Annotated in this window: 16 protein-coding genes; 6 read left to right on the forward strand and 10 right to left on the reverse strand. The window is 72.3% G+C overall.

Features of this window, described 5'->3' with window-relative positions; translation table 11 throughout:
• Positions 1 to 72 precede the first annotated feature (72 nt).
• The gene (locus tag ACFWZ5_RS36915; protein WP_384805998.1) at positions 73 to 1,065 is read right to left on the reverse strand and encodes an acyltransferase domain-containing protein; all 993 of its coding nucleotides are present in this window, start codon (positions 1,063 to 1,065) and stop codon (positions 73 to 75) included.
• 85 nt (positions 1,066 to 1,150) lie between these two features.
• Between ACFWZ5_RS36915 and ACFWZ5_RS36920 the strand changes: the two genes are divergently transcribed.
• Positions 1,151 to 1,408 (forward strand): DUF6343 family protein, encoded by a 258-nt coding sequence (locus tag ACFWZ5_RS36920; protein WP_384805996.1) that lies wholly within the window; start codon positions 1,151 to 1,153, stop codon positions 1,406 to 1,408.
• 20 nt (positions 1,409 to 1,428) lie between these two features.
• Here ACFWZ5_RS36920 and ACFWZ5_RS36925 read toward each other — a convergent pair whose 3' ends face one another.
• The 4 genes from ACFWZ5_RS36925 to ACFWZ5_RS36940 all read right to left on the reverse strand — a co-directional run bounded on the left by ACFWZ5_RS36925 (position 1,429) and on the right by ACFWZ5_RS36940 (position 3,922).
• A complete protein-coding gene (locus ACFWZ5_RS36925) occupies positions 1,429 to 1,800 on the reverse strand; it encodes a tetratricopeptide repeat protein (protein ID WP_384805994.1) in 372 nt (123 codons plus the stop codon).
• 92 nt (positions 1,801 to 1,892) lie between these two features.
• A complete protein-coding gene (locus tag ACFWZ5_RS36930) occupies positions 1,893 to 2,276 on the reverse strand; it encodes a DUF3592 domain-containing protein (protein WP_384805993.1) in 384 nt (127 codons plus the stop codon).
• A 25-nt stretch (positions 2,277 to 2,301) separates the two neighbouring features.
• Positions 2,302 to 2,904 (reverse strand): dephospho-CoA kinase, encoded by a 603-nt coding sequence (coaE, locus tag ACFWZ5_RS36935; protein ID WP_384805991.1) that lies wholly within the window; start codon positions 2,902 to 2,904, stop codon positions 2,302 to 2,304.
• 79 nt (positions 2,905 to 2,983) lie between these two features.
• On the reverse strand, positions 2,984 to 3,922 hold the full coding sequence (locus ACFWZ5_RS36940; RefSeq protein ID WP_384805989.1) for a PAC2 family protein: 939 nt from the start codon (positions 3,920 to 3,922) through the stop codon (positions 2,984 to 2,986).
• Between the two features lie 274 nt (positions 3,923 to 4,196).
• Here ACFWZ5_RS36940 and ACFWZ5_RS36945 point away from each other — a divergent pair, with 274 nt between their 5' ends.
• The gene (locus ACFWZ5_RS36945) at positions 4,197 to 5,156 is read left to right on the forward strand and encodes a right-handed parallel beta-helix repeat-containing protein (RefSeq protein ID WP_384805987.1); all 960 of its coding nucleotides are present in this window, start codon (positions 4,197 to 4,199) and stop codon (positions 5,154 to 5,156) included.
• Positions 5,157 to 5,335: 179 nt separating this feature from the next.
• Here the strand turns inward: ACFWZ5_RS36945 and rpsA are convergent, their stop codons facing one another.
• Positions 5,336 to 6,841: a 30S ribosomal protein S1 gene (gene rpsA, locus ACFWZ5_RS36950; RefSeq protein ID WP_384801821.1), complete on the reverse strand. Its 1,506-nt coding sequence runs from the start codon at positions 6,839 to 6,841 to the stop codon at positions 5,336 to 5,338.
• Between the two features lie 368 nt (positions 6,842 to 7,209).
• Here rpsA and ACFWZ5_RS36955 point away from each other — a divergent pair, with 368 nt between their 5' ends.
• Together ACFWZ5_RS36955 and hrpB are read left to right on the forward strand one after the other, a co-directional pair.
• The gene (locus ACFWZ5_RS36955; protein WP_384801824.1) at positions 7,210 to 8,046 is read left to right on the forward strand and encodes a class I SAM-dependent methyltransferase; all 837 of its coding nucleotides are present in this window, start codon (positions 7,210 to 7,212) and stop codon (positions 8,044 to 8,046) included.
• 91 nt (positions 8,047 to 8,137) lie between these two features.
• Positions 8,138 to 10,702, forward strand: a complete 2,565-nt coding sequence (gene hrpB / locus ACFWZ5_RS36960) for an ATP-dependent helicase HrpB (RefSeq protein ID WP_384801827.1) — start codon at positions 8,138 to 8,140, stop codon at positions 10,700 to 10,702.
• Here hrpB and ACFWZ5_RS36965 read toward each other — a convergent pair.
• From ACFWZ5_RS36965 to polA, 4 genes are all read right to left on the reverse strand, one after another.
• Entirely contained in the window at positions 10,699 to 11,697 is a 999-nt protein-coding gene (locus tag ACFWZ5_RS36965; protein WP_384801829.1) for a DUF3068 domain-containing protein, read from the reverse strand. The two genes, hrpB and ACFWZ5_RS36965, sit on opposite strands and share 4 nt — an antisense overlap.
• 11 nt (positions 11,698 to 11,708) lie before the next feature.
• Entirely contained in the window at positions 11,709 to 11,843 is a 135-nt protein-coding gene (locus ACFWZ5_RS36970) for an SPW_0924 family protein (RefSeq protein WP_384801832.1), read from the reverse strand.
• Between the two features lie 249 nt (positions 11,844 to 12,092).
• The gene (locus ACFWZ5_RS36975) at positions 12,093 to 13,868 is read right to left on the reverse strand and encodes a lytic transglycosylase domain-containing protein (protein WP_384801835.1); all 1,776 of its coding nucleotides are present in this window, start codon (positions 13,866 to 13,868) and stop codon (positions 12,093 to 12,095) included.
• A 370-nt stretch (positions 13,869 to 14,238) separates the two neighbouring features.
• A complete protein-coding gene (gene polA, locus ACFWZ5_RS36980) occupies positions 14,239 to 16,968 on the reverse strand; it encodes a DNA polymerase I (protein WP_384801838.1) in 2,730 nt (909 codons plus the stop codon).
• Positions 16,969 to 17,138: 170 nt separating this feature from the next.
• On the opposite strand from polA, the gene ACFWZ5_RS36985 reads away from it, so the two are divergent.
• Entirely contained in the window at positions 17,139 to 19,418 is a 2,280-nt protein-coding gene (locus ACFWZ5_RS36985; RefSeq protein WP_384801841.1) for an FdhF/YdeP family oxidoreductase, read from the forward strand.
• A 60-nt stretch (positions 19,419 to 19,478) separates the two neighbouring features.
• Positions 19,479 to 19,949 carry a PaaI family thioesterase gene (locus ACFWZ5_RS36990; protein WP_384801844.1) on the forward strand — a complete coding sequence of 157 codons (471 nt, stop codon included), beginning with the start codon at positions 19,479 to 19,481 and terminating at the stop codon, positions 19,947 to 19,949.
• The last annotated feature ends 94 nt before the right edge of the window (positions 19,950 to 20,043 follow it).

Genomic DNA, 20,043 nt, shown 5'->3' on the forward strand with positions numbered 1-20,043 from the left:
CGGGGTGCCAGGGGCGGCAGCCCCTGGTTTCGGTGAAGGGGCGGGACTGGGGCGCCCCGCGAGGGCCCCGCCCTACAGCAAGAACCACCCATGCCCCCCATACCAGTGCCCGCCCGCGCGGAGATGATCCCCCACGGCCCGCTCAACCCGCGTGCGCCGCGGCAACCGCCCCACCGGCAGATCACGGTCACCGAAGACGAAGCCGACCGGCACGGTGTCGTCCGGCTCCTCGTCGCCGTACGTCGTCGCGAGCCGGAACCGCTCCTGGAAGGCCACGATGTTGGAGTCCGCGGGCAGATAGTCCTTCAACTGCGGGTCGAGCAGCCACGAGTGGCACACGGCCACCCGATAGCGCTCCGCGGGAAAGTGCCGGGGGAAGAACTCCCGCGCCAGGGCCACGGACTCATCGCACGCCCGCGGCGACAGCGGACCGCTGAAGTCCGGTATGTGCACGCTCAGGCACAGGTCGCCGGGCCCGGCCCCGAGCCCGGCCGCCGCGACCGCCGCGCCCATGCGCTCACCGAGCCGGGCCCGCTGGTACTGCAGCCGCCCCAACTGGTAGAGCTCGCCCCGGAAGTGCAGCGCGTTCCAGCCGGGCACCGGCACGCCCCGGCTCTCGTGGCCCCTGCGGTGCACGGCCATGTGCCGGCCGAGGTCGGCGAGGGTGCGGCGGGCGGTGTCGTCGGGTATGCCGTGGCGACGGTGGTAGGCGCGCACATGCGGCAGCGCGGCGACGAAGACGTACACGTAGAAGCAGGTGCCGAGCTCGCCGAGCTCCTCGGGGAGCACCGGCATGCGCGGCTGCTTCCCGGGCTCGCCCATGGTCCGCACGAGCGCGTCGACACACCGCTCAAGCAGCCACCGCGTGTCGTCGTGCCCCTCGACCCGGGCGCGCAGGGCGATCAGCTCGTTGATGTCCTCGTGCGGCACGGCGAGGTCGAGGAGGACGTCGGGCAGCGCGTCGGCGTCCGGCAGGACGGCCGCCGCCCTCGGCTCCCCCGCGTCGTCGAGCTCCTTCAGCCACGCGGCGAGCCCCTCGTCACTCTCCGCCGCGGCCCGCAGCACGTCCAGCACAGCCCCACCTACCCCTCGGTCGCCCCTTCCGCTCCGCCCACGCCGGGTGGACCCTGGAAGGAGGAGATGACGTCTCATGCGCACAGGCAGCGAACCGGTGACCGCACGCAGCCCTCTGCGCATGCGCTTCTGGTTCAGCGTATGGGGCTTGATCTGGGCGACCGCGGGCACGGTGGCCTTCGTCCTCGCGGACCGGCCGCAGTGGGCCGTGGCGTGCGGGATCCTCTGGCTCGTGATCGTCGTCGACATGGCCCTCGTCGTCCGCCACATCCGCCAGGGCCCGCACTACCAGCCGGGCCGCGACGTACCGCCGTACGAACCCCCGGAGACCTGAGCGCCCCGTTACGTCCCGTCCTACGCGTCGTCGCTGTCGAACCGCGCCGCCGCCAGGTACTCCGGCTGCGGGTCGAGCGCGGCCGCGAGCCTGAAGTGCCGTCTGGCCTGGTCCGGGCGCAGGGCGCGCTCATAGGTGCGGGCGAGCGCGAAGTGCGCGAACGCGTTGTCCGGCTCGCGCTCCAGGACGATGCTGAACTCCAGCTCGGCGGCGCGCAGTTGGGCGGAAGCGAAGAACGCGCGGGCGCGCAGGAGCCGCGCCGCCGTGTTCTCCGGGTGCGCGGCGATGACGGTGTCGAGGAGCTTCACCGCGCCCCGCGGGTCACGCGCGGCGAGCAGCTGCTCCGCCGCGCGGAAGTCGATGACATGGCTCTCCGGGCTGCTTTCGGGCACGCCGAACTCCTTCCCTTGCTCAGCACACTCAACGCCCGCACCGGGCGTCCGTATTCCGGGCCCCGGCCCCTTCCGGTGACGGCGCGCGCCGACTACCCGGCCACCAGGGCGAGCCCGAGGCCCACCACGACCAGACCGGCGCCCGCGATCACGAACACCCGGTCGATGCCCCGCCGTTCCCCGCCGAGCACCACCACGTCCCGCGGGTCGTCGGGGTCGTAGGCGATCTGCAGGCGCGCACCGGCCGGCAGCGGCCTGCGCCTGCTCACGGGCACCGGCGAGACGATCTCGACGACCCGCCCGTCCTCGGTCTCGAACTGCAGCTGCGGCCGGTCGGCGCCCTGCCGCACGGCCTTGACGAGGGCCTCCGTGACCAGGCCCGACTCGGTGATGCGCCGGGTCTGTTCGAGGCCGTACGCGCCGGCGAGCAGCGCGACGAGCCCGCCCAGGGCGGTGAACGCCGCCAGTACGACCACAGCCCCGCCCCTCTCCGCCGCGCGCCTAGGCCTGCGCGGCCCGCCGCCGCAGGTCCTGCCAGACGGCCGCCACCCGTTCCTCCAGGTCCGCGAGGACGCCGTCGTTGTCGATCACGATGTCGGCGATCTCCCGGCGCTTCTCGCGCGTCACCTGGGCCGCCATCCGCGCGCGGGCGTCGTCCTCGCTCATGCCGCGCAGCCGTACCAGGCGGTCGAGTTGGGTCTCGGGGCTCGCGTCGACGACGACCACCACGTCGTACAGCGGCGCCAGGCCGTTCTCGGCGAGCAGCGGCACGTCGTGCACGACGACGGCGTCGGCCGCGGCGGCCCGCTCCAGCTCCGCGGAGCGCGCGCCCACCAGGGGGTGCACGATCGCGTTCAGAGCGGCAAGACGCGCGGGGTCGGCGAAGACGATGGCGCCGAGCTTCGGCCGGTCGAGGCTCCCGTCGGGCGCGAGCACGTCCGTGCCGAAGGTCTCCACGACCGCCGCGAGGCCGTCCGTGCCGGGCGCGACGACCTCGCGCGCGATCCGGTCGGCGTCGATGAGGACGGCCCCGGACGCGACGAGCAGCCGCGACACCTCGCTCTTGCCGGCACCGATGCCGCCGGTCAGGCCAACTTTCAGCATGACGGGCAGCTTAGGCCCTGCCCCGATGGCATGTCCCTGGGGCCTGCCCGCCGGGTCGGCCGGGCCTGCTCGGCCCGCGTCAGCCGTCGCCCTCCCGCTCCGCGAGGAAGCGCTCGAATTCCTGGCCGATCTCGTCCGCCGACGGGATGTCCACCGGCTCCGCGAGCATGTTGCCGCGGGTCTGCGCGCCCGCCGCCGCGTCGTACTGGTGCTCAAGGCCCTGGACGAGGGCGACCAGCTCCTCGTCCCCCTCCTGGATCTGCCGGTCGATCTCGGTCTGGGTGCGGTGCGCCTCCGTGCGCAGCGCGTGCGCGGCGCCGGGCAGGACCAGGCCCGTGGCGGCGGTGATCGCCTCCAGGACGGTCAGGGCCGCGTCCGGGTACGAGGAGCGCGCCACGTAGTGCGGCACGTGGGCGGCGACGCCGAGGACGTCGTGGCCCGCCTCCTCCAGGCGGTACTCGACCAGGGCCTCCGCGCTGCCCGGCACCTGCGCCTCGTCGAAGGGGCTCGCGTGGCCCGGCATCAGGTCCGTGCGGTTGCCGTGCGGCGTCAGGCCGACCGGGCGGGTGTGCGGTACGCCCATGGGGATGCCGTGGAAGTTCACGGAGAGCCGTACGCCGAGGCGCTCGACGATCTCCTTGACGGCGGCGGCGAAGCGCTCCCACTCGATGTCCGGCTCGGGCCCGGAGAGCAGCAGGAAGGGCGCGCCGGTGGCGTCCTGGAGCAGCCGCACGTCCAGGGTGGGCTCCTCGTACACGGTCCAGCGGTCGCGGCGGAAGGTCAGCAGCGGGCGCCGGGCGCGGTAGTCCACGAGCCTGTCGTGGTCGAACCGGGCCACGACCTGCCCGGGAAGGCTGTCCACGAGCCGCTCGACGATCTGGTCGCCGGTCTCGCCCGCGTCGATGTATCCGTCGAAGTGGTAGAGCATGACAAGACCGGCCGACTCCTGGGCGAGCGCCATGTCGACGACCGCGAGCCCCTTCGGCTCCCACGCGTACAAACCCTGCGGATCAAGCACAGTGACCGCTCCTCCTCGTGTTCATAGAGCAGAACACGCCCCCGGGAGCGGGCATTCCCGCGCGGCGCACCGCCCGCCCGCCGGCTCTCCGCGGCGGCACGCACCGGGGTTCGTATGCATGAACTCCGGCAGCGCCAGGCGGAGTTCATGGTCCAGACCTTGACGCACACATGCCTCGCCTCTACCGTCTCGACGCACCCGAGCGTTCAGAATGCCGCCCCTAGTTCAGATAGAAGAACGCAGTGATCAGTCGACGGAACCGGAAAGGCATCCCATGCGCACCCGTTCCCTGCTCGCCCCCGTACTCGCCGCCGTCACCGCCACAGCCGGCCTCGCCCTGACCGCGCACGCGGCCCCCGCCGCCGACACCATCGAGGTGTCCACGGCGGCCGAACTCAAGGCGGCCCTCGGCTCCGCCTCCCCCGGCGACACCATCCACCTCGCCGACGGCACGTACCCGGGGAACTTCAAGGCCGCGACCGCCGCGCGCCCCGGCGCCCGCATCACCCTGACCGGCTCGCCGAAGGCCGTCCTCAAGGCGAGCGGCGGCTACGGCCTCCATCTGAACGGGGCCGCGCACTGGACCGTCAAGGGCATCACCGTCACCGGCGGCCAGAAGGGCATCATGATCGACTCCGCGGACGGGGTCGTGGTGGACGGCGTGACGGTCCACGGCCTCGCCATGGAGGGCGTGCACTTCCGCAAGTCCAGCAGCGACGGCACGATCAGGAACTCACGGATCCACGACACCGGGAACGACAACAGCGGCATGGGCGAGGGCGTCTACGTCGGCTCCGCGAACACCCTCTCCGACCGGAGTGACAACGTACAGATTCTGAACAACATCATCGGTCCGGACGTCGGCGGCGAGGCCGTCGACCTCAAGGAAGGCACGAAGGGCGGCCGCGTCGTGGGCAACACGTTCGACGGCAAGGGCCTGACGGGCAACAACTACGACGACTCATGGATCGACGTGAAGGGCAACAACTACGTCATCGAGGGCAACACCGGCAAGAACACCACGAACAACGGCTTCGAGACCCACACCCAACAGCCGGGCTGGGGCTGCGGCACGGTCTTCCGCACCAACACGTCGGACCTGACCACGGCGACGGGCACCAAACAGCTGGCGATCAACGTCACCAACCAGACCCCCACCTGCCGGACAACGGTCTACGCAAGCAACACGGTCACCGGCGGCAAGGGCCTGACGAACATCCCCGTGACGCCGTGAGCGGCAGCTGACCGGCGCAGCCGGTCTCTTTCCCGCCGCGACGGCGCACGACCACGACGCACGATCCCGGCGGTGCCGAACCGGCCGCGACCCCGCGCCAGCGGCAAAAACGCCTGTGGCCCCGCACCGGATGGTGCGGGGCCACAGGCGTCAGCTACCGCCTAGTGAGCGGCGCGCGGTCAGCTCTGACCGCCGGCCAGCTTCTCGCGCAGCGCAGCAAGCGCCTCGTCCGAAGCAAGGGCACCAGAGGTGTCCGCACCCTCGGAGGAGTACGAACCGCCACCCTGACCGCCCGCGGCCGGAGCCGCAGCGGCCGCGTCGCCGCCCTCGGCCGCCGCCTGGGCGTCGGCCTCGCGGGACTTGATGACCTGAGCCTGGTGCTGCTCGAAGCGCTGCTGCGCCTCGGCGTACTGGGTCTCCCAGGCCTCGCGCTGGGTCTCGTAGCCCTCGAGCCAGTCGTTGGTCTCGGGGTCGAAGCCCTCGGGGTAGATGTAGTTGCCCTGGTCGTCGTAGGACGCGGCCATGCCGTACAGGGTCGGGTCGAACTCGACCGACGCCGGGTCGGCACCGAAGGACTCGTTGGCCTGCTTCAGGGACAGCGAGATCCGGCGACGCTCCAGGTCGATGTCGATGACCTTGACGAAGATCTCGTCGTTGACCTGGACGACCTGCTCCGGGATCTCCACGTGGCGCTCGGCCAGCTCGGAGATGTGGACCAGACCCTCGATGCCCTCGTCCACGCGGACGAACGCACCGAACGGAACCAGCTTCGTGACCTTGCCGGGCACGACCTGGCCGATCTGGTGGGTGCGGGCGAACTGCTGCCACGGGTCTTCCTGGGTCGCCTTCAGCGACAGGGAGACGCGCTCGCGGTCCATGTCGACGTCCAGGACCTCGACCGTGACCTCCTGGCCGACCTCGACGACCTCGGACGGGTGGTCGATGTGCTTCCAGGACAGCTCGGAGACGTGGACGAGACCGTCGACGCCACCCAGGTCCACGAAGGCACCGAAGTTGACGATGGAGGAGACGACGCCGGAGCGCACCTGACCCTTCTGGAGGGTGGTGAGGAAGGTCTGGCGGACCTCGCTCTGGGTCTGCTCCAGCCAGGCGCGGCGGGACAGGACCACGTTGTTGCGGTTCTTGTCCAGCTCGATGATCTTGGCCTCGAGCTCCTTGCCCACGTAGGGCTGCAGGTCGCGGACACGGCGCATCTCGACCAGGGAGGCCGGGAGGAAGCCGCGGAGGCCGATGTCGAGGATGAGACCACCCTTGACGACCTCGATGACGGTACCGGTGACGATCCCGTCCTCTTCCTTGATCTTCTCGATGGTGCCCCAGGCACGCTCGTACTGGGCGCGCTTCTTCGAGAGGATCAGGCGGCCTTCCTTGTCCTCCTTCTGGAGAACCAGGGCCTCGATCTCGTCACCAACCGCGACGACCTCGTTCGGGTCGACGTCGTGCTTGATGGAGAGCTCGCGGCTCGGGATGACGCCTTCGGTCTTGTAACCGATGTCGAGCAGGACCTCGTCCCGGTCGACCTTCACGATGACGCCGTCGACGATGTCGCCGTCGTTGAAGTACTTGATCGTCTCGTCGATCGCGGCGAGGAAGGCTTCCTCGTTACCGATGTCGTTGACCGCAACCTGCGGGGTGGTGGCGGTGGTCTCGGTGCTGCTCGTCATGTGGGAAAGGGCTCCGGTACGGACATTGAAGTCGTAGGTACTGCATGCGCCGGAGCCCGTTTCGCTCTGCAGAAGCCGGACAGCTTAGGAGGCGCGGAATTCCGGGGATCCCGAAGGAAACGGAAAACGCCTCGACAACCGAGGGGACATACAACAGACGCGAGCGCAACCTGCTATGTCTGAGGAACGCAGGCCCGCAGCGCAACTTGTAGCATACGGGGGCCGCCCGACAGGGTCAATGCGCGAAGGCGCACACCCGGGGCGGATCGCCGCATACCCGGCACAAAACGAGTTGTATGAGGCCACACGGGCCGCACTGCGCTCTGCCGCGCCGGGCCCGCGCGGCGGAAGCCCGCAGAGTACCGACGATGGAGCCGATCATCCAAGAGCCCGACGCACCCGAGCCCGAGGCCACCCGGCGCGACGCCGACGTCACCGAGAGTGTCCGCGCCAATCGCGGCTGGTGGGACCGGAACGCGGACGAGTACCAGACCGAGCACGGCACGTTCCTCGGGGACGACCGTTTCGTATGGGGCCCCGAGGGGCTCGACGAGGTCGAGGCGGAGCTGCTCGGCCCGCCGGAGGAGCTGAAGGGCAAGGACGTCCTGGAGATCGGCGCGGGCGCCGCCCAGTGCTCGCGCTGGCTCGCCGCGCAGGGCGCGCGGCCCGTGGCCCTCGACCTCTCCCACCGCCAGCTCCAGCACGCGCTGCGCATCCAGGAGGACGGCGCCGGCGGCCGGGTGCCCCTGGTGGAGGCCGACGCGGGCGCGCTGCCCTTCGCGGACGGCTCCTTCGACCTCGCCTGCTCCGCGTACGGGGCGCTGCCGTTCGTCGCGGAGCCCGTGCGGGTCCTCCGGGAGGTGCGCCGGGTGCTGCGGCCCGGTGGCCGGTTCGTGTTCTCCGTGACGCATCCGATCCGCTGGGCGTTCCCGGACGAGCCGGGCCCCGAGGGCCTGTCGGTGGCGGCCTCGTACTTCGACCGCACTCCGTACGTCGAGCAGGACGAGCGGGGCCACGCGGTGTACGTCGAGCACCACCGGACCGTCGGCGACCGGGTGCGGGACGTCGTCGCGGGCGGGTTCCGCCTGGTGGACCTGGTGGAGCCGGAGTGGCCCGCGTGGAACACCCAGGAGTGGGGCGGGTGGTCCCCCTTGCGCGGAAGCCTGATCCCGGGGACGGCGATCTTCGTGTGCGAGCGGGACTGAGGTTCCGGGACTCCTGAGGCCCCGGGCCCGGGGTCGGTCCGGGACCGAGGGCCGTTTCCGGGCACGGGTGGCGGCGTACGAGACTGAGTGCGTGATCCGTGACGCCGCTCTGAACCTGCCCGTGCGCGAGGCGCTGCCCGCGCTGCGCGCCGCCCTGGAGGGGCCGGGTGCCGCCGTCCTGTGCGCGCCGCCCGGCACGGGCAAGACGACCCTCGTACCGCTCGCGCTCGCGGGTCTCACGGAAGGTGACGAGGGCGGTCCGGTGCGGCGCGTCGTGGTCGCCGAGCCCCGGCGCATCGCCGCGCGGGCCGCGGCCCGGCGGATGGCGTGGCTGCTCGGCGAGAAGGTCGGCGGCCGCGTCGGCTACACGGTGCGCGGCGAGCGCGTGGTGGGCCCGCACACGCGCGTGGAGGTCGTCACGACCGGTGTCCTGCTCCAGCGGCTCCAGCGGGACCAGGAGCTCGCGGGCGTCGACACCGTGGTGATCGACGAGTGCCACGAGCGGCATCTGGACGCGGACACGGTCGCGGCCTTCCTGATCGACGTACGCGAGGCGCTGCGGCCGGAGCTGCGGCTGGTGGCCGCGTCGGCGACCACGGACGCACAGGGGTGGGCGCGGGTCCTGGGCGGTGCCCCCGTAGTGGCGGCCGCCGGTATCGCGCACCCCGTAGAGGTGGTGTGGGCGCCGCCCGCGCGGCCGGTGCGGCCGCCGCACGGGATGCAGGTGGATCCGGCGCTGCTCACGCACGTGGCTTCCGTGGTGCGGCGGGCGCTGCGGGAGCGGGACGGGGACGTGCTGTGCTTCCTGCCGGGCGTCGGGGAGATCGGCCGGGTGGCCGGGCAGCTGGGCGACCTGGACGGCGTGGACGTCCTCCAGGTGCACGGGCGGGCGCCGGCCGCGACGCAGGACGCGGTCCTCTCCGGGGGTGACCGGCGCCGCGTGGTCCTCGCGACATCGGTCGCCGAGTCGTCCCTGACGGTGCCGGGTGTGCGGGTCGTGGTCGACTCCGGGCTCGCGCGGGAGCCGCGCGTCGACCACGCGCGCGGGCTGAGCTCCCTGACGACGGTGCGGGCCTCGCAGGCCGCCGGGAGGCAGCGGGCGGGGCGGGCGGGCCGTGAGGCGCCGGGTGCGGTGTACCGGTGCTGGAGCGAGGCGGAGGACGCCCGGCTCGCCCGCTTCCCCTCCCCCGAGATCAAGGTCGCGGACCTGACGGCGTTCGCGCTGCAGGCCGCGTGCTGGGGCGACCCCGAGGCGTCGGGGCTCGCGCTCCTCGACCCGCCGCCCGCGGGCGCCCTGGCCGCCGCCCGCGACGTGCTCACGGCCATCGGGGCGGTGGACGCGGCGAAGGGGCACGCCACCGAGCGCGGCGGGCGCCTCTCGCGGATCGGGGTGCACCCGCGGCTCGCCCGTGCCCTCCTGGACGCGGCGCCGCAGGTCGGCGGGCGGCGCGCCGCGGAGGTCGTCGCCCTCCTGAGCGAGGAGCCTCCCCGTGAGTACGGGGACGACGTGGCGTCGGCCTTGCGGGGTGCCCGGCGGGGCGGCGACGCCTATGCCGCGCGGTGGCGTACGGAGGTCCGGCGGCTCACGTCGGCCGTGGGGGCCGTGTCGGCGGACGGCGCCCCGGAGAACAGGGGCTCGGAGAACGGCGCCCCGGAGAGCGGGGGTTCGACGGACGAGGGGGTCGCGGGGCTCGTGGTCGCCCTCGCGTTTCCCGAGCGGGTGGCTCGGCGCATGGGCGACGGAACGTATCTGATGGTCGGCGGCACCCGGGCCGAGGTGGGCCCGGGGCCGGCCGGGGCTCCCTGGGTGGCCGTCGCGGTGGCCGACCGGGCCGCCGGTGCGGGGCACGCGCGCGTGCGCCTTGCCGCGGCCGTCGACGAGGGCACCGCCCGCGCTGCCGCCGCCTCGCTGCACGCGGAGCGGGACGAGGTCGTCTGGGCCGACGGCGATCTGGTGGCGCGGCACGTCGAGCGGCTCGGGGCGGTGGAGCTCGCGGTGCGGCCGCTCAAGGACGTGGACCCCGCTCTCGTACGCGACGGGCTCCTCGAAGGGCTGCGACGTGAGGGGGTCGGGCTGCTGCGGTGGAGCCGGGAGGCGGTGGCGCTGCGGGAGCGACTGCGGTTCCTGCGGCGGCACCTGGGCGAGCCGTGGCCCGACGTGTCCGACGACGCGCTGCTCGCGCGGGCCGACGACTGGCTCGAGCCGGAGCTCGGGCGGGCCCGGCGCCGCGCCGACCTGGGCAGGATCGACGCCGGGCAGGCGCTCACGCGGCTGCTTCCGTGGGCGGGCGGCGAGGCGGCCCGCCTGGACGAGCTGGCGCCGGAGCGGGTCGCGGTGCCGAGCGGCTCACGGATCCGGGTCGACTACGCGGACCCGGAGCGGCCCGTGCTCGCCGTGAAGCTGCAGGAGATGTTCGGGCTCGACGACACCCCGCGCGTCGCGGGCGTGCCGCTCCTGGTGCATCTGCTGTCCCCCGCGGGACGCCCGGCGGCCGTCACGGCGGACCTGGCCTCCTTCTGGCGGACCGGCTACCGCGCGGTCCGCGCGGACCTGCGCGGCCGCTACCCGAAGCACCCGTGGCCGGAGGACCCCGCGACGGCCGAGCCGACCCGGCACACGAAGGCCCGCCAGGCCCAACGGGACCCGGGAACCTAGGCGTTGACGGGCTCGGGTTCGGGGTCGGTGGTCGTGGTGGGGGCCGGGTCGTCCGGTCCGCGGCTGCGGGCCTCCAGCCAGAGGGAGAGCGCGATCAGGAGCACCCCGAGGATCAGGAAGCCCCAGGGGAGGTACGAGGTGAGCAGGAGCACCAGGACGCGCTGGGACTTGACCAGGTCGACCGTGTGCGCGATGTAGTCCTCGCGCATCTTCACGTGCCCGGCGAAGACGGTGACCTTGTCGCGGTCGCCGAGGAGGGTGCCGCCGCGCAGTTCGTTGCGCTGGATCTCCTCGCCGTAGACGGGTGCTCCGGTGGTCGGTTCGACCCAGAACTTGCGGACCGTGGTGTACCAGCGGGTGGTGCCGGTCCTGGCGAGGGACTTCGGAGTGATGCCCTTGACCGGCATCGTCTTGGGGAAGGGCACCTTGGTCCAGGGGATGGTCTGCTCGAAGTAGTAGACCTCCAGGCCGCGGAACTTCCGGGTGCCCTTGTAGTGGATGGGCCGGGTGACGCGGGCCTGTGCGTCGAAGTACGCGTAGTCCCGCTTCTCGGTCAGGAAGGGCCACTTGAACTCGAGGCCCTGGCGCTCGACCGGGTCGCCGTCGACGGACTCCCCGGTGGCGTGCACCGGCTCCTGGCTGTGCGCGTCGAAGATGTAGCGCTCGGGGATCTTGGAGACCATCTTGCCGTCGGAGTCCTCCACGTAGGAGAGGGCGTCCCAGACGACGACGTCGCGGCCGGCGCTCTTCTCGATCTCCTTTGACGCCTCCACGTTGCCCTTGAGGGTCTGCACGATGGTGACCTTGTCGACCTTCTCGGCCCTCATCGTGCCGTAGTCGATGAGCGTCGGGTTCTTCGCCTCCAGGACCGCCTCCTGGTACTGGCTCGGCGGGATCTTGGCGAGGCGCGGGAAGGCGTACCAGCGCAGGAGCGGGGACAGGGCCGCGAAGAACACGGCGAAGGCGAGCAGGACCAGGCTGGCCTTGCGGCGCATCTCGGCCCTCCCTAGGGGTGTGCGGGGACGGTCGTGAGCAGCGGTTCGGGCGAGGTCTCGCCGGACGGGGCGCCGATCGCCGTGATCGTCAGGATGAGCGCGAGCGCGACGGCGAGGCCGGTCGCGGCGGCGATGAGGGCACGCATGCGGGCCTCCCGAGGCGCCTTGGAGCCGGGAACTGACTATTCGTCAGGCGGGGGCACCGTAGCAACGCGGGGGCGAGATGAGAACACGTTGCACAGGCTCGGGTGACGTGTGCGGTGACGTGTGCGGCGGCGTACGGGAACCGCCCCCGTGCCGGGTGGCGCGGGGGCGGTTCGCGTACGAGCGGCCGGTGGGCCGGTCCGTCGGCGGGTCGGTCAGCCGGTGGGCCGGTCCGTCGATGGGCCGGTCCGTCAGTCGGTGGGCGTCGCGTCGGGTGTGCCGCTGGGCGTGCCGCTCGGCGTGCTGCTGGGCGTACCGCTCGGGGTGCCGCTGGGCGTGCTCGTGGGCGCCTTCACCTCCAGCTTGACGGTGAGCGTGGCGCCGCCGTCGGTGACGACGCGCAGCAGATACGTGCCGGCGGCGTCGTCGGCGTACATCTTCGGCAGCAGCAGCTTGCCGTTCGCGTCCGTCTTGAGGCCCTTGAGGATGCGGACCGGCTTGCCGGCGGCGTCCTTGAAGTAGGGGCCCTTGTCGTTCACGGTCGGCTTGTCCGCGGACTTGATCATCATGGCGGTGGCGGCGACACCGGCGGCCGTCTTGCCGTCGTACGTCGCCTTGACCTCCAGCTGGTCGGCGAAGGCCTTGCCCGGCTCGCAGACCAGCGGCTCGTCACCGATACGGGCGAGCGCGTCGGCCTTGCGTCCGGTGACGGTCCCCGGCACCTCGACGCGGTCGAGGGTGCGGCCCACGACCAGGGCGCGCACGGTGAACGCGCCGGTCTTCTCGCCCGCGCGCAGCTCGGGCGACGTGGCCGTGCCGGAGCCGGTCGTCGTGACGGTGACGCTGCGGGCGCCGCCCTTGAAGCGCGTGTCCGTGTCCCCGCTGATGGTGAAGCGCACCTTGACCTTGGCCACGCCCTTGCCGGAGCGGTTCTCGGCGCGCACGGCGACGCGCTCGGCGAAGGCGTCGCCCGCGGTCGCGGCGAGCTCGTCCGGGCCCGCGTTCTCCAGGTCGGTGACCTGGTCCTGGGGCTTCGAGGGCGTCGGCGGCTGCGGCGGCCTTGGCTTCTCGGTGCCCGGCCGGCTCCCTTCCTTCGGCGGCTGCTTGTCCGGCGGCGTGGGCTTGGGCAGCGGCTTCGGCGGCGTGACGGACGGCGGGGTGGGCGCGGGCGGCGTGGTCGGGCCGGGGTTCGGGGTCCGCTCGTCGCTGCGGTCCTTCGGGATGCGGCCGGTGCCGTCGGGGATCTCGTGGGTGCCCTTGCGGTAGTACTCCAGCCACGACAGGACCGTGTTCAGGTACTCCGTGGACTGGTTGTAGCTGAGGATCGCGGCGTTGAGGTCGTCCTGGACGGCGAGGTCGCGGTTCTTCCCGCACAGGTAGTGGGCGGCGGCGAGCGCGGCGTCGTAGATGTTGTTGGGGTCCTTCTTGCCGTCGCCGTTGCCGTCCTGGCCGGAGCTCGCCCACGTCGACGGGATGAACTGCATGGGGCCGACGGCGCGGTCGTGCGTGGTGTCGCCGTCGAAGGCGCCGCGGTCGGTGTCGGTGATCTTCGCGAAGCCGTTGCCGTTGAGGACCGGGCCGAGGATGGGCGTGAGGGTCGTGCCGTCCGCGTCGACGCGGCCGCCGCGGGCCTGGCCCGACTCGACCTTGCCTATCGCGGCGAGCAGCTGCCAGGGGAGGTTGCAGCCGGGCCGCGAGGTCTTCACGGCCGCCTCGGCCTTCTTGTACGCGTCGAGGACCGTCGCCGGAAGGCCCGCTTCCGGGTCGCCCTTCGCGGCGCCGCCGCCAGGCTTGGCGGTCGGCGGCACCGGGCTCTTGAGGGGCGGGAGGTCCGTGTAGTACGGCGAGTTACCGGTCGCCGAATCCGCGGCCGGGGGCAGCGTGGAGTCGGCGGCCTGTCCTTCCCGCGGCTGATCCGTCGTCGCCACGCCCGGGGCCTGCGACGCGGCCAGGGCCGCCACCGCCGCGGCGGCGACCGCGGAGGTCACCGCTCCTCTGCGCAGCCGCTTGCCGAATACCGGCGCCATGTCCGTGAACCCCTCCCCTTGACGACCTGTTGACGACCTGCTCATGCCGTCCTGGCGCGCGCGGTGGCGCCCTCAAGGGACGGCTCAGGCGACACTACGACAACTCTCAGCGCCGAGACACCTGTTCGCGTCCGATTTTGTCGGATTGGCCGGTCACGGTCCTGTCCCCGTTTCCCCACCGGCCCCGACCCGTTCATCTCGGCGTACCGCCAGGGGGAAATGGGGCCTGGGTATCCAGCCCGTACGGCGCTCTATGCCAGCCCGTCCGGCGTTTGAGGACGAGCCCGAAGGGCGATCAACGCCGACCGAGTCAACGGTCCCTTCGGGCTCCCGCACCCCCGCCGGAGGCCAACCGCACCCCCGCCGGAGGCTAGTGCGCCGCCGACTCCCAGTCGGCCCCCACGCCCACCGACACATCCAACGGCGCTCGCAGCGACACCGCACCGGCCATCTCCCGGCGCACCAGCTCCTCGACCGCGGCCCGCTCCCCCGGAGCGATCTCCAGGACGACTTCGTCATGGACCTGGAGCAGCATCCGCGAGGCGAGCTTCGCCTCGGTCAGCGCCCGGTCCACATGCAGCATGGCGATCTTGACGATGTCCGCCGCCGTGCCCTGGATCGGCGCGTTCAGGGCCATCCGCTCGGCCATCTCGCGCCGCTGCCGGTTGTCGCTGTTGAGGTCCGGCAGATAGCGGCGCCGGCCCAGCATCGTCTCCGTATAACCCGTGGCGCGGGCGTCGTCCACGACGCGGCGCAGATAGTCGCGGACGCCGCCGAACCGCTCGAAGTACGTGTCCATCAGGGCACGGGCCTCGGCCGCCTCGATGTTCAGCTGCTGGGACAGGCCGAACGCCGACAGGCCGTACGCCAGGCCGTACGACATGGCCTTGATCTTGCGGCGCATCTCCGCGTCGACGGCGGACCGCTCCACGCCGAACACCTGCGAGGCCACGGTCGTGTGCAGGTCCTCGCCGGACGTGAACGCCTCGATGAGGCCCTCGTCCTCCGACAGGTGCGCCATCACGCGCAGCTCGATCTGGCTGTAGTCGGCGGTCATCAGGGACTCGAAGCCCTCGCCGACGACGAAGCCGCGGCGGATGGCGCGGCCCTCGTCCGTGCGCACCGGGATGTTCTGCAGGTTCGGGTCCGTCGACGACAGGCGGCCGGTGGCGGCGACCGTCTGGTTGTACGTCGTGTGGATGCGGCCGTCCGCGGCGATCGTCTTGACCAGGCCCTCGACGGTGACGCGCAGCTTGGCCTGCTCGCGGTGGCGGAGCATGATGACCGGCAGCTCGTTGTCCGTCTGGGCGGCGAGCCAGGCCAGGGCGTCGGCGTCCGTCGTGTACCCGGTCTTCGTCTTCTTGGTCTTGGGCAGGCCGAGCTCTCCGAAGAGGACTTCCTGGAGCTGCTTGGGCGAGCCCAGGTTGAACTCGTGGCCCGCCGCCGCGTGCGCCTCCTTCACGGCCTGCTGCACGGCGCCCGCGAACTGCTGCTCCATGGACTCCAGGTGGGCGCGGTCGGCGGCGATGCCGTGCCGCTCCAGGCGGGCGAGCAGCGCGGACGTCGGCAGCTCGATGTCCGTGAGCAGCTCGGCGGCGCCGACCTCCCCCAGTCGCTCGCCGAACGCGGTGCCCAGGTCGAGGATCGTGCGGGCCTGCACCATCAGCGCCTCGGACGCCGCCTGTTCGTCGTCCTCCGTGCCGAACGCCAGCTGGCCGTCGGCCGCCGCGGCGGGCGCCAGCTCACGGCCCAGATACTCCAGGGACAGCGAGTCGAGGTCGAAGGAGCGGCGGCCCGGCTTGACCAGGTACGCGGCGAGCGCCGTGTCCATGGTGACGCCGTCGACGCTCCAGCCGTGCTCGGCGGCGACGCGCATCACGCCCTTGGCGTTGTTCAGCACCTTCGGCTTCGCGGGGTCGGCGAGCCAGGCCGCGAACGCCTTCTCGTCGGCCTCGTCCAGCTGCGCCGGGTCGAACCAGGCGGCCGCTCCCCCGGCCGCGGCGAGCGCGACCTCCGTGACCGAGCCCGTGCCGAGCGCCCACGTGTCGACGGTCGCCAGGCCGAGGACCGCCTTGCCGTGCTCGGCGAGCCACGGGGCGACCTCGCCGGTGCCGAGCACCGCGCCGTCCAGGTCGACGCCCTCGGCGACGGGGGCCTCCTCCGCCTCCTCGGCGCCCGGGTCCACGGCGAGCAACCGCTCCCGCAGCGACGGGTTACGGATCTCCAGGGTGTCCAGGACCAGCGCCAGGGCCTTGCGGTCGTACGGAGCGCGCTCCAGGTCCGTGACCGTCTTGGGCAGCTCGACGTCGCGCACCATCTCCGTAAGACGGCGGTTCAGCTTGACCGCGTCCAGGTGGTCGCGGAAGTTCTGCCCGGCCTTGCCCTTGACCTCCTCGGCGCGCTCCACGAGCTCCGCGAACGAACCGAACTGGTTGATCCACTTCGCGGCCGTCTTCTCGCCGACCCCCGGGATGCCCGGCAGGTTGTCGGAGGGGTCGCCGCGCAGCGCCGCGAAGTCCGGGTACTGGCTCGGCGTCAGGCCGTACTTCTCCTGGACCTTCTCCGGAGTGAAGCGCGTCAGCTCCGAGACGCCCTTCGTGGGGTACAGCACCGTCACGTGGTCGGTGATCAGCTGGAAGGAGTCCCGGTCACCCGTGACGATGAGCACCTCGAAGCCGGCCGCCTCCGCCTGCGTGGCGAGCGTCGCGATGACGTCGTCCGCCTCGAAGCCGTCCACCGCGAACCGCACCGCGTGCATCGCGTCCAGCAGCTCACCGATCAGCTCGACCTGACCCTTGAACTCGTCCGGGGTCTTCGAGCGGTTCGCCTTGTACTCGGCGAACTCCTCCGAGCGCCAGGTCTTGCGCGACACGTCGAACGCCACCGCGAAGTGCGTGGGCGCCTCGTCACGCAGGGTGTTCGCCAGCATCGACGCGAAGCCGTAGATCGCGTTCGTCGGCTGGCCCGTCGCCGTCGTGAAGTTCTCCGCGGGCAGCGCGAAGAACGCTCGGTACGCCAGGGAGTGCCCGTCCATGAGGAGCAGGCGCGGCCGGTCGCCGGCGGTCGTCTTCTCGGTCTTCTTCGATGCTTTTTCTGCCACGTCCCCGATCCTGCCACGCCCCACTGACACTCGGCCCCGCCCCGCCCTCCGGCCACCCCCGGTGTCGGCCCCGGTGCCGGCCCCGCCACCGCCCCGGCCGCCTCCGGTGTCAGTCCTGCGTGGGAGGATCGGACCCGTACTCGCGTTGTGCGCTCGAAGGGGAGCAGACGATGGCAAGCAAGCCGCCCAAGGGTGACCCGGTCCAGGACGCGCCGCAGGTCGCGGACGCGCAGCACGCCGCCGCCGGACTGCCCGCCATCGGCCACACCCTGCGGGTCGCCCAGCGCCAGATGGGCGTGCGCCGCACGGCCCTGACGCTGCTGCGCGTCAACCAGAAGGACGGCTTCGACTGCCCCGGCTGCGCCTGGCCCGAGCCCGAGCACCGCCACACGGCGGAGTTCTGCGAGAACGGCGCGAAGGCCGTCGCCGAGGAGGCGACGCTGCGCCGCGTCACCCCCGACTTCTTCGCCGCGCACTCCGTCGCCGACCTCACCACCCGCAGCGGGTACTGGCTGGGCCAGCAGGGCCGCCTCACCCACCCCATGTACCTGGCGGAGGGGTCCGAGCACTACGAGCCGGTCTCCTGGGAGCGGGCGTTCGACATCGTCGCCGAGGAGCTGGCCGCGCTCGGCTCACCCGACGAGGCCCTCTTCTACACCTCGGGCCGCACCAGCAACGAAGCGGCGTTCCTGTACCAGCTGTTCGCCCGCGAGCTCGGCACGAACAACCTGCCCGACTGTTCGAACATGTGCCACGAGTCGTCGGGTTCGGCCCTCACCGAGACCATCGGCGTCGGCAAGGGCAGCGTCCTCCTGGAGGACCTCTACCAAGCGGACCTGATCATCGTCGCCGGGCAGAACCCGGGCACGAACCACCCGCGGATGCTCTCCGCCCTGGAGAAGGCCAAGCGCGGCGGCGCGAAGATCATCACGGTCAACCCGCTGCCCGAGGCGGGCATGGAGCGCTTCAAGAACCCGCAGACCCCGCAGGGCATGCTCAAGGGCACCGCCCTCACCGACCTGTTCCTGCAGATCCGCATCGGCGGCGACCAGGCCCTGTTCCGCCTCCTCAACAAGCTGATCCTGGAGACGGACGGCGCCGTCGACGAGGACTTCGTACGGGAACACACCCACGGGTACGAGGACTTCACCGCCGCCGCGCGCGCCGCCGACTGGGACGAGACGCTCACGGCCACCGGCCTGGACCGCGCGGCCATCGACGAGGCCCTGCGCATGGTCCTCGCATCGCGGCGCACCGTCGTGTGCTGGGCGATGGGCCTGACCCAGCACAAGCACGCGGTGCCCACCATCCGCGAGGTCGTCAACTTCCTGCTCCTGCGCGGCAACATCGGCCGCCCGGGCGCCGGCGTGTGCCCGGTGCGCGGCCACTCGAACGTGCAGGGCGACCGCACCATGGGCATCTTCGAGCGGCCCGCCCCGGCCTTCCTCGACGCCCTGGAGAAGGAGTTCGGGTTCGCCCCGCCCCGCCACCACGGCCTGGACGTCGTCCGCGCCATCCGTGCACTGCGCGACGGCGAGGCGAAGGTGTTCTTCGCCATGGGCGGCAACTTCGTCTCCGCCTCCCCCGACACGGACGTCACGGAGGCGGCGATGCGCCGCGCCCGCCTGACGGTGCACGTGTCGACGAAGCTCAACCGCTCGCACGCGATCACCGGCGCCCGCGCCCTGATCCTGCCGACGCTCGGCCGCACCGAGCGCGACCTCCAGGACAGCGGCGAGCAGTTCGTCACCGTCGAGGACTCCATGGGCATGGTGCACGCCTCCCGCGGCCGCCTGAAGCCCGCGAGCCCCCTGCTGCTCTCCGAGCCCGCCATCGTGTGCCGCCTGGCGCGCCGCGTCCTCGGCCCCGCATCGGCCACGCCCTGGGAGGAGTTCGAGAAGGACTACGCCGGCGTGCGCGACCGCATCGCGCGCGTGGTGCCGGGCTTCGAGGACTTCAACGCGCGCGTGGCCGAGCCCGGCGGCTTCGCGCTGCCGCACGCCCCGCGCGACGAGCGCCGCTTCCCCACGGCCACCGGCAAGGCCAACTTCACGGCCGCGCCCGTCGAGTACCCCACGGTCCCCGAAGGTCGCCTCCTGCTCCAGACGCTGCGCTCCCACGACCAGTACAACACCACGATCTACGGCCTCGACGACCGCTACCGCGGCATCAAGAACGGCCGCCGCGTGGTCCTGGTCAACCCCGCCGACGCGCGCACCCTCGGCGTCACCGACGGCTCGTACGTGGACCTCGTCAGCGAGTGGAGCGACGGCGTCGAGCGGCGCGCCCCCGGCTTCCGCGTCGTGCACTACCCGACGGCGCCGGGCTGCGCGGCCGCGTACTACCCCGAGACCAACGTCCTCGTGCCGCTCGACGCCACGGCGGACACCAGCAACACCCCCGCGAGCAAGTCCGTCGTCGTACGCCTGGAACAATCGGCCACCGACTGAGCGTTCGCTCAGCCAGCAACGCCAGTGTTCAGGTGTCGTCGACGAACGGAGCCCGGCCCCATGGGCGAGCAGCACACCACGAAGTTCCCGCAAGAAGTCATCGACGAGTACGCCGGTCTCGGCATCGACCTGCCCTCCCTGTTCTCCGCCGGGCACCTCGGCAACCGCATGGGCGTGCAGGTCCTCGAGGCCTCCGCCGAGCGCGTCGTCGGCACCATGCCCGTCGAGGGCAACACCCAGCCGTACGGCCTGCTGCACGGGGGCGCCTCCGCGGTGCTCGCCGAGACGCTCGGCTCGGTGGGCGCCATGCTGCACGGCGGCAGCCAGAAGATCGCCGTCGGCGTCGACCTGAACTGCACGCACCACCGCGGCGCACGCTCCGGCCTGGTCACGGGCGTGGCCACGCCGGTGCACCGGGGCCGCTCCACGGCGACGTACGAGATCGTCATCACCGACGAGGCCGGCAAGCGGGTGTGCAGCGCCCGCCTGACGTGCATGCTGCGCCCGGTCAGCGAGACCGCAGCGGTCTGACCCTCGCGGGGCGCCCCAGACCCGCCCCTCTACCCAAATCCAAGGGGCTCCGCCCCCTGGACCCCCGGTCCTCAAACGCCGGACGGGCTATGAC

The organism is Streptomyces sp. NPDC059003 (assembly GCF_042740445.1).
In the GTDB taxonomy this organism is placed as follows: domain Bacteria; phylum Actinomycetota; class Actinomycetes; order Streptomycetales; family Streptomycetaceae; genus Streptomyces.

Excerpts from the sequence above, each read along its gene's own strand:
- ACFWZ5_RS36970 (WP_384801832.1), bottom strand. The coding sequence starts at position 11,843 with ATGCGTGCCCTCATCGCCGCCGCGACCGGCCTCGCCGTCGCGCTCGCG.
- ACFWZ5_RS36990 (WP_384801844.1), top strand. The coding sequence starts at position 19,479 with ATGGGCGAGCAGCACACCACGAAGTTCCCGCAAGAAGTCATCGACGAG.
- ACFWZ5_RS36955 (WP_384801824.1), top strand. The coding sequence starts at position 7,210 with ATGGAGCCGATCATCCAAGAGCCCGACGCACCCGAGCCCGAGGCCACC.
- ACFWZ5_RS36965 (WP_384801829.1), bottom strand. The coding sequence starts at position 11,697 with ATGCGCCGCAAGGCCAGCCTGGTCCTGCTCGCCTTCGCCGTGTTCTTC.
- ACFWZ5_RS36985 (WP_384801841.1), top strand. The coding sequence starts at position 17,139 with ATGGCAAGCAAGCCGCCCAAGGGTGACCCGGTCCAGGACGCGCCGCAG.
- rpsA (WP_384801821.1), bottom strand. The coding sequence starts at position 6,841 with ATGACGAGCAGCACCGAGACCACCGCCACCACCCCGCAGGTTGCGGTC.
- ACFWZ5_RS36945 (WP_384805987.1), top strand. The coding sequence starts at position 4,197 with ATGCGCACCCGTTCCCTGCTCGCCCCCGTACTCGCCGCCGTCACCGCC.
- ACFWZ5_RS36920 (WP_384805996.1), top strand. The coding sequence starts at position 1,151 with ATGCGCACAGGCAGCGAACCGGTGACCGCACGCAGCCCTCTGCGCATG.
- ACFWZ5_RS36975 (WP_384801835.1), bottom strand. The coding sequence starts at position 13,868 with ATGGCGCCGGTATTCGGCAAGCGGCTGCGCAGAGGAGCGGTGACCTCC.
- coaE (WP_384805991.1), bottom strand. The coding sequence starts at position 2,904 with ATGCTGAAAGTTGGCCTGACCGGCGGCATCGGTGCCGGCAAGAGCGAG.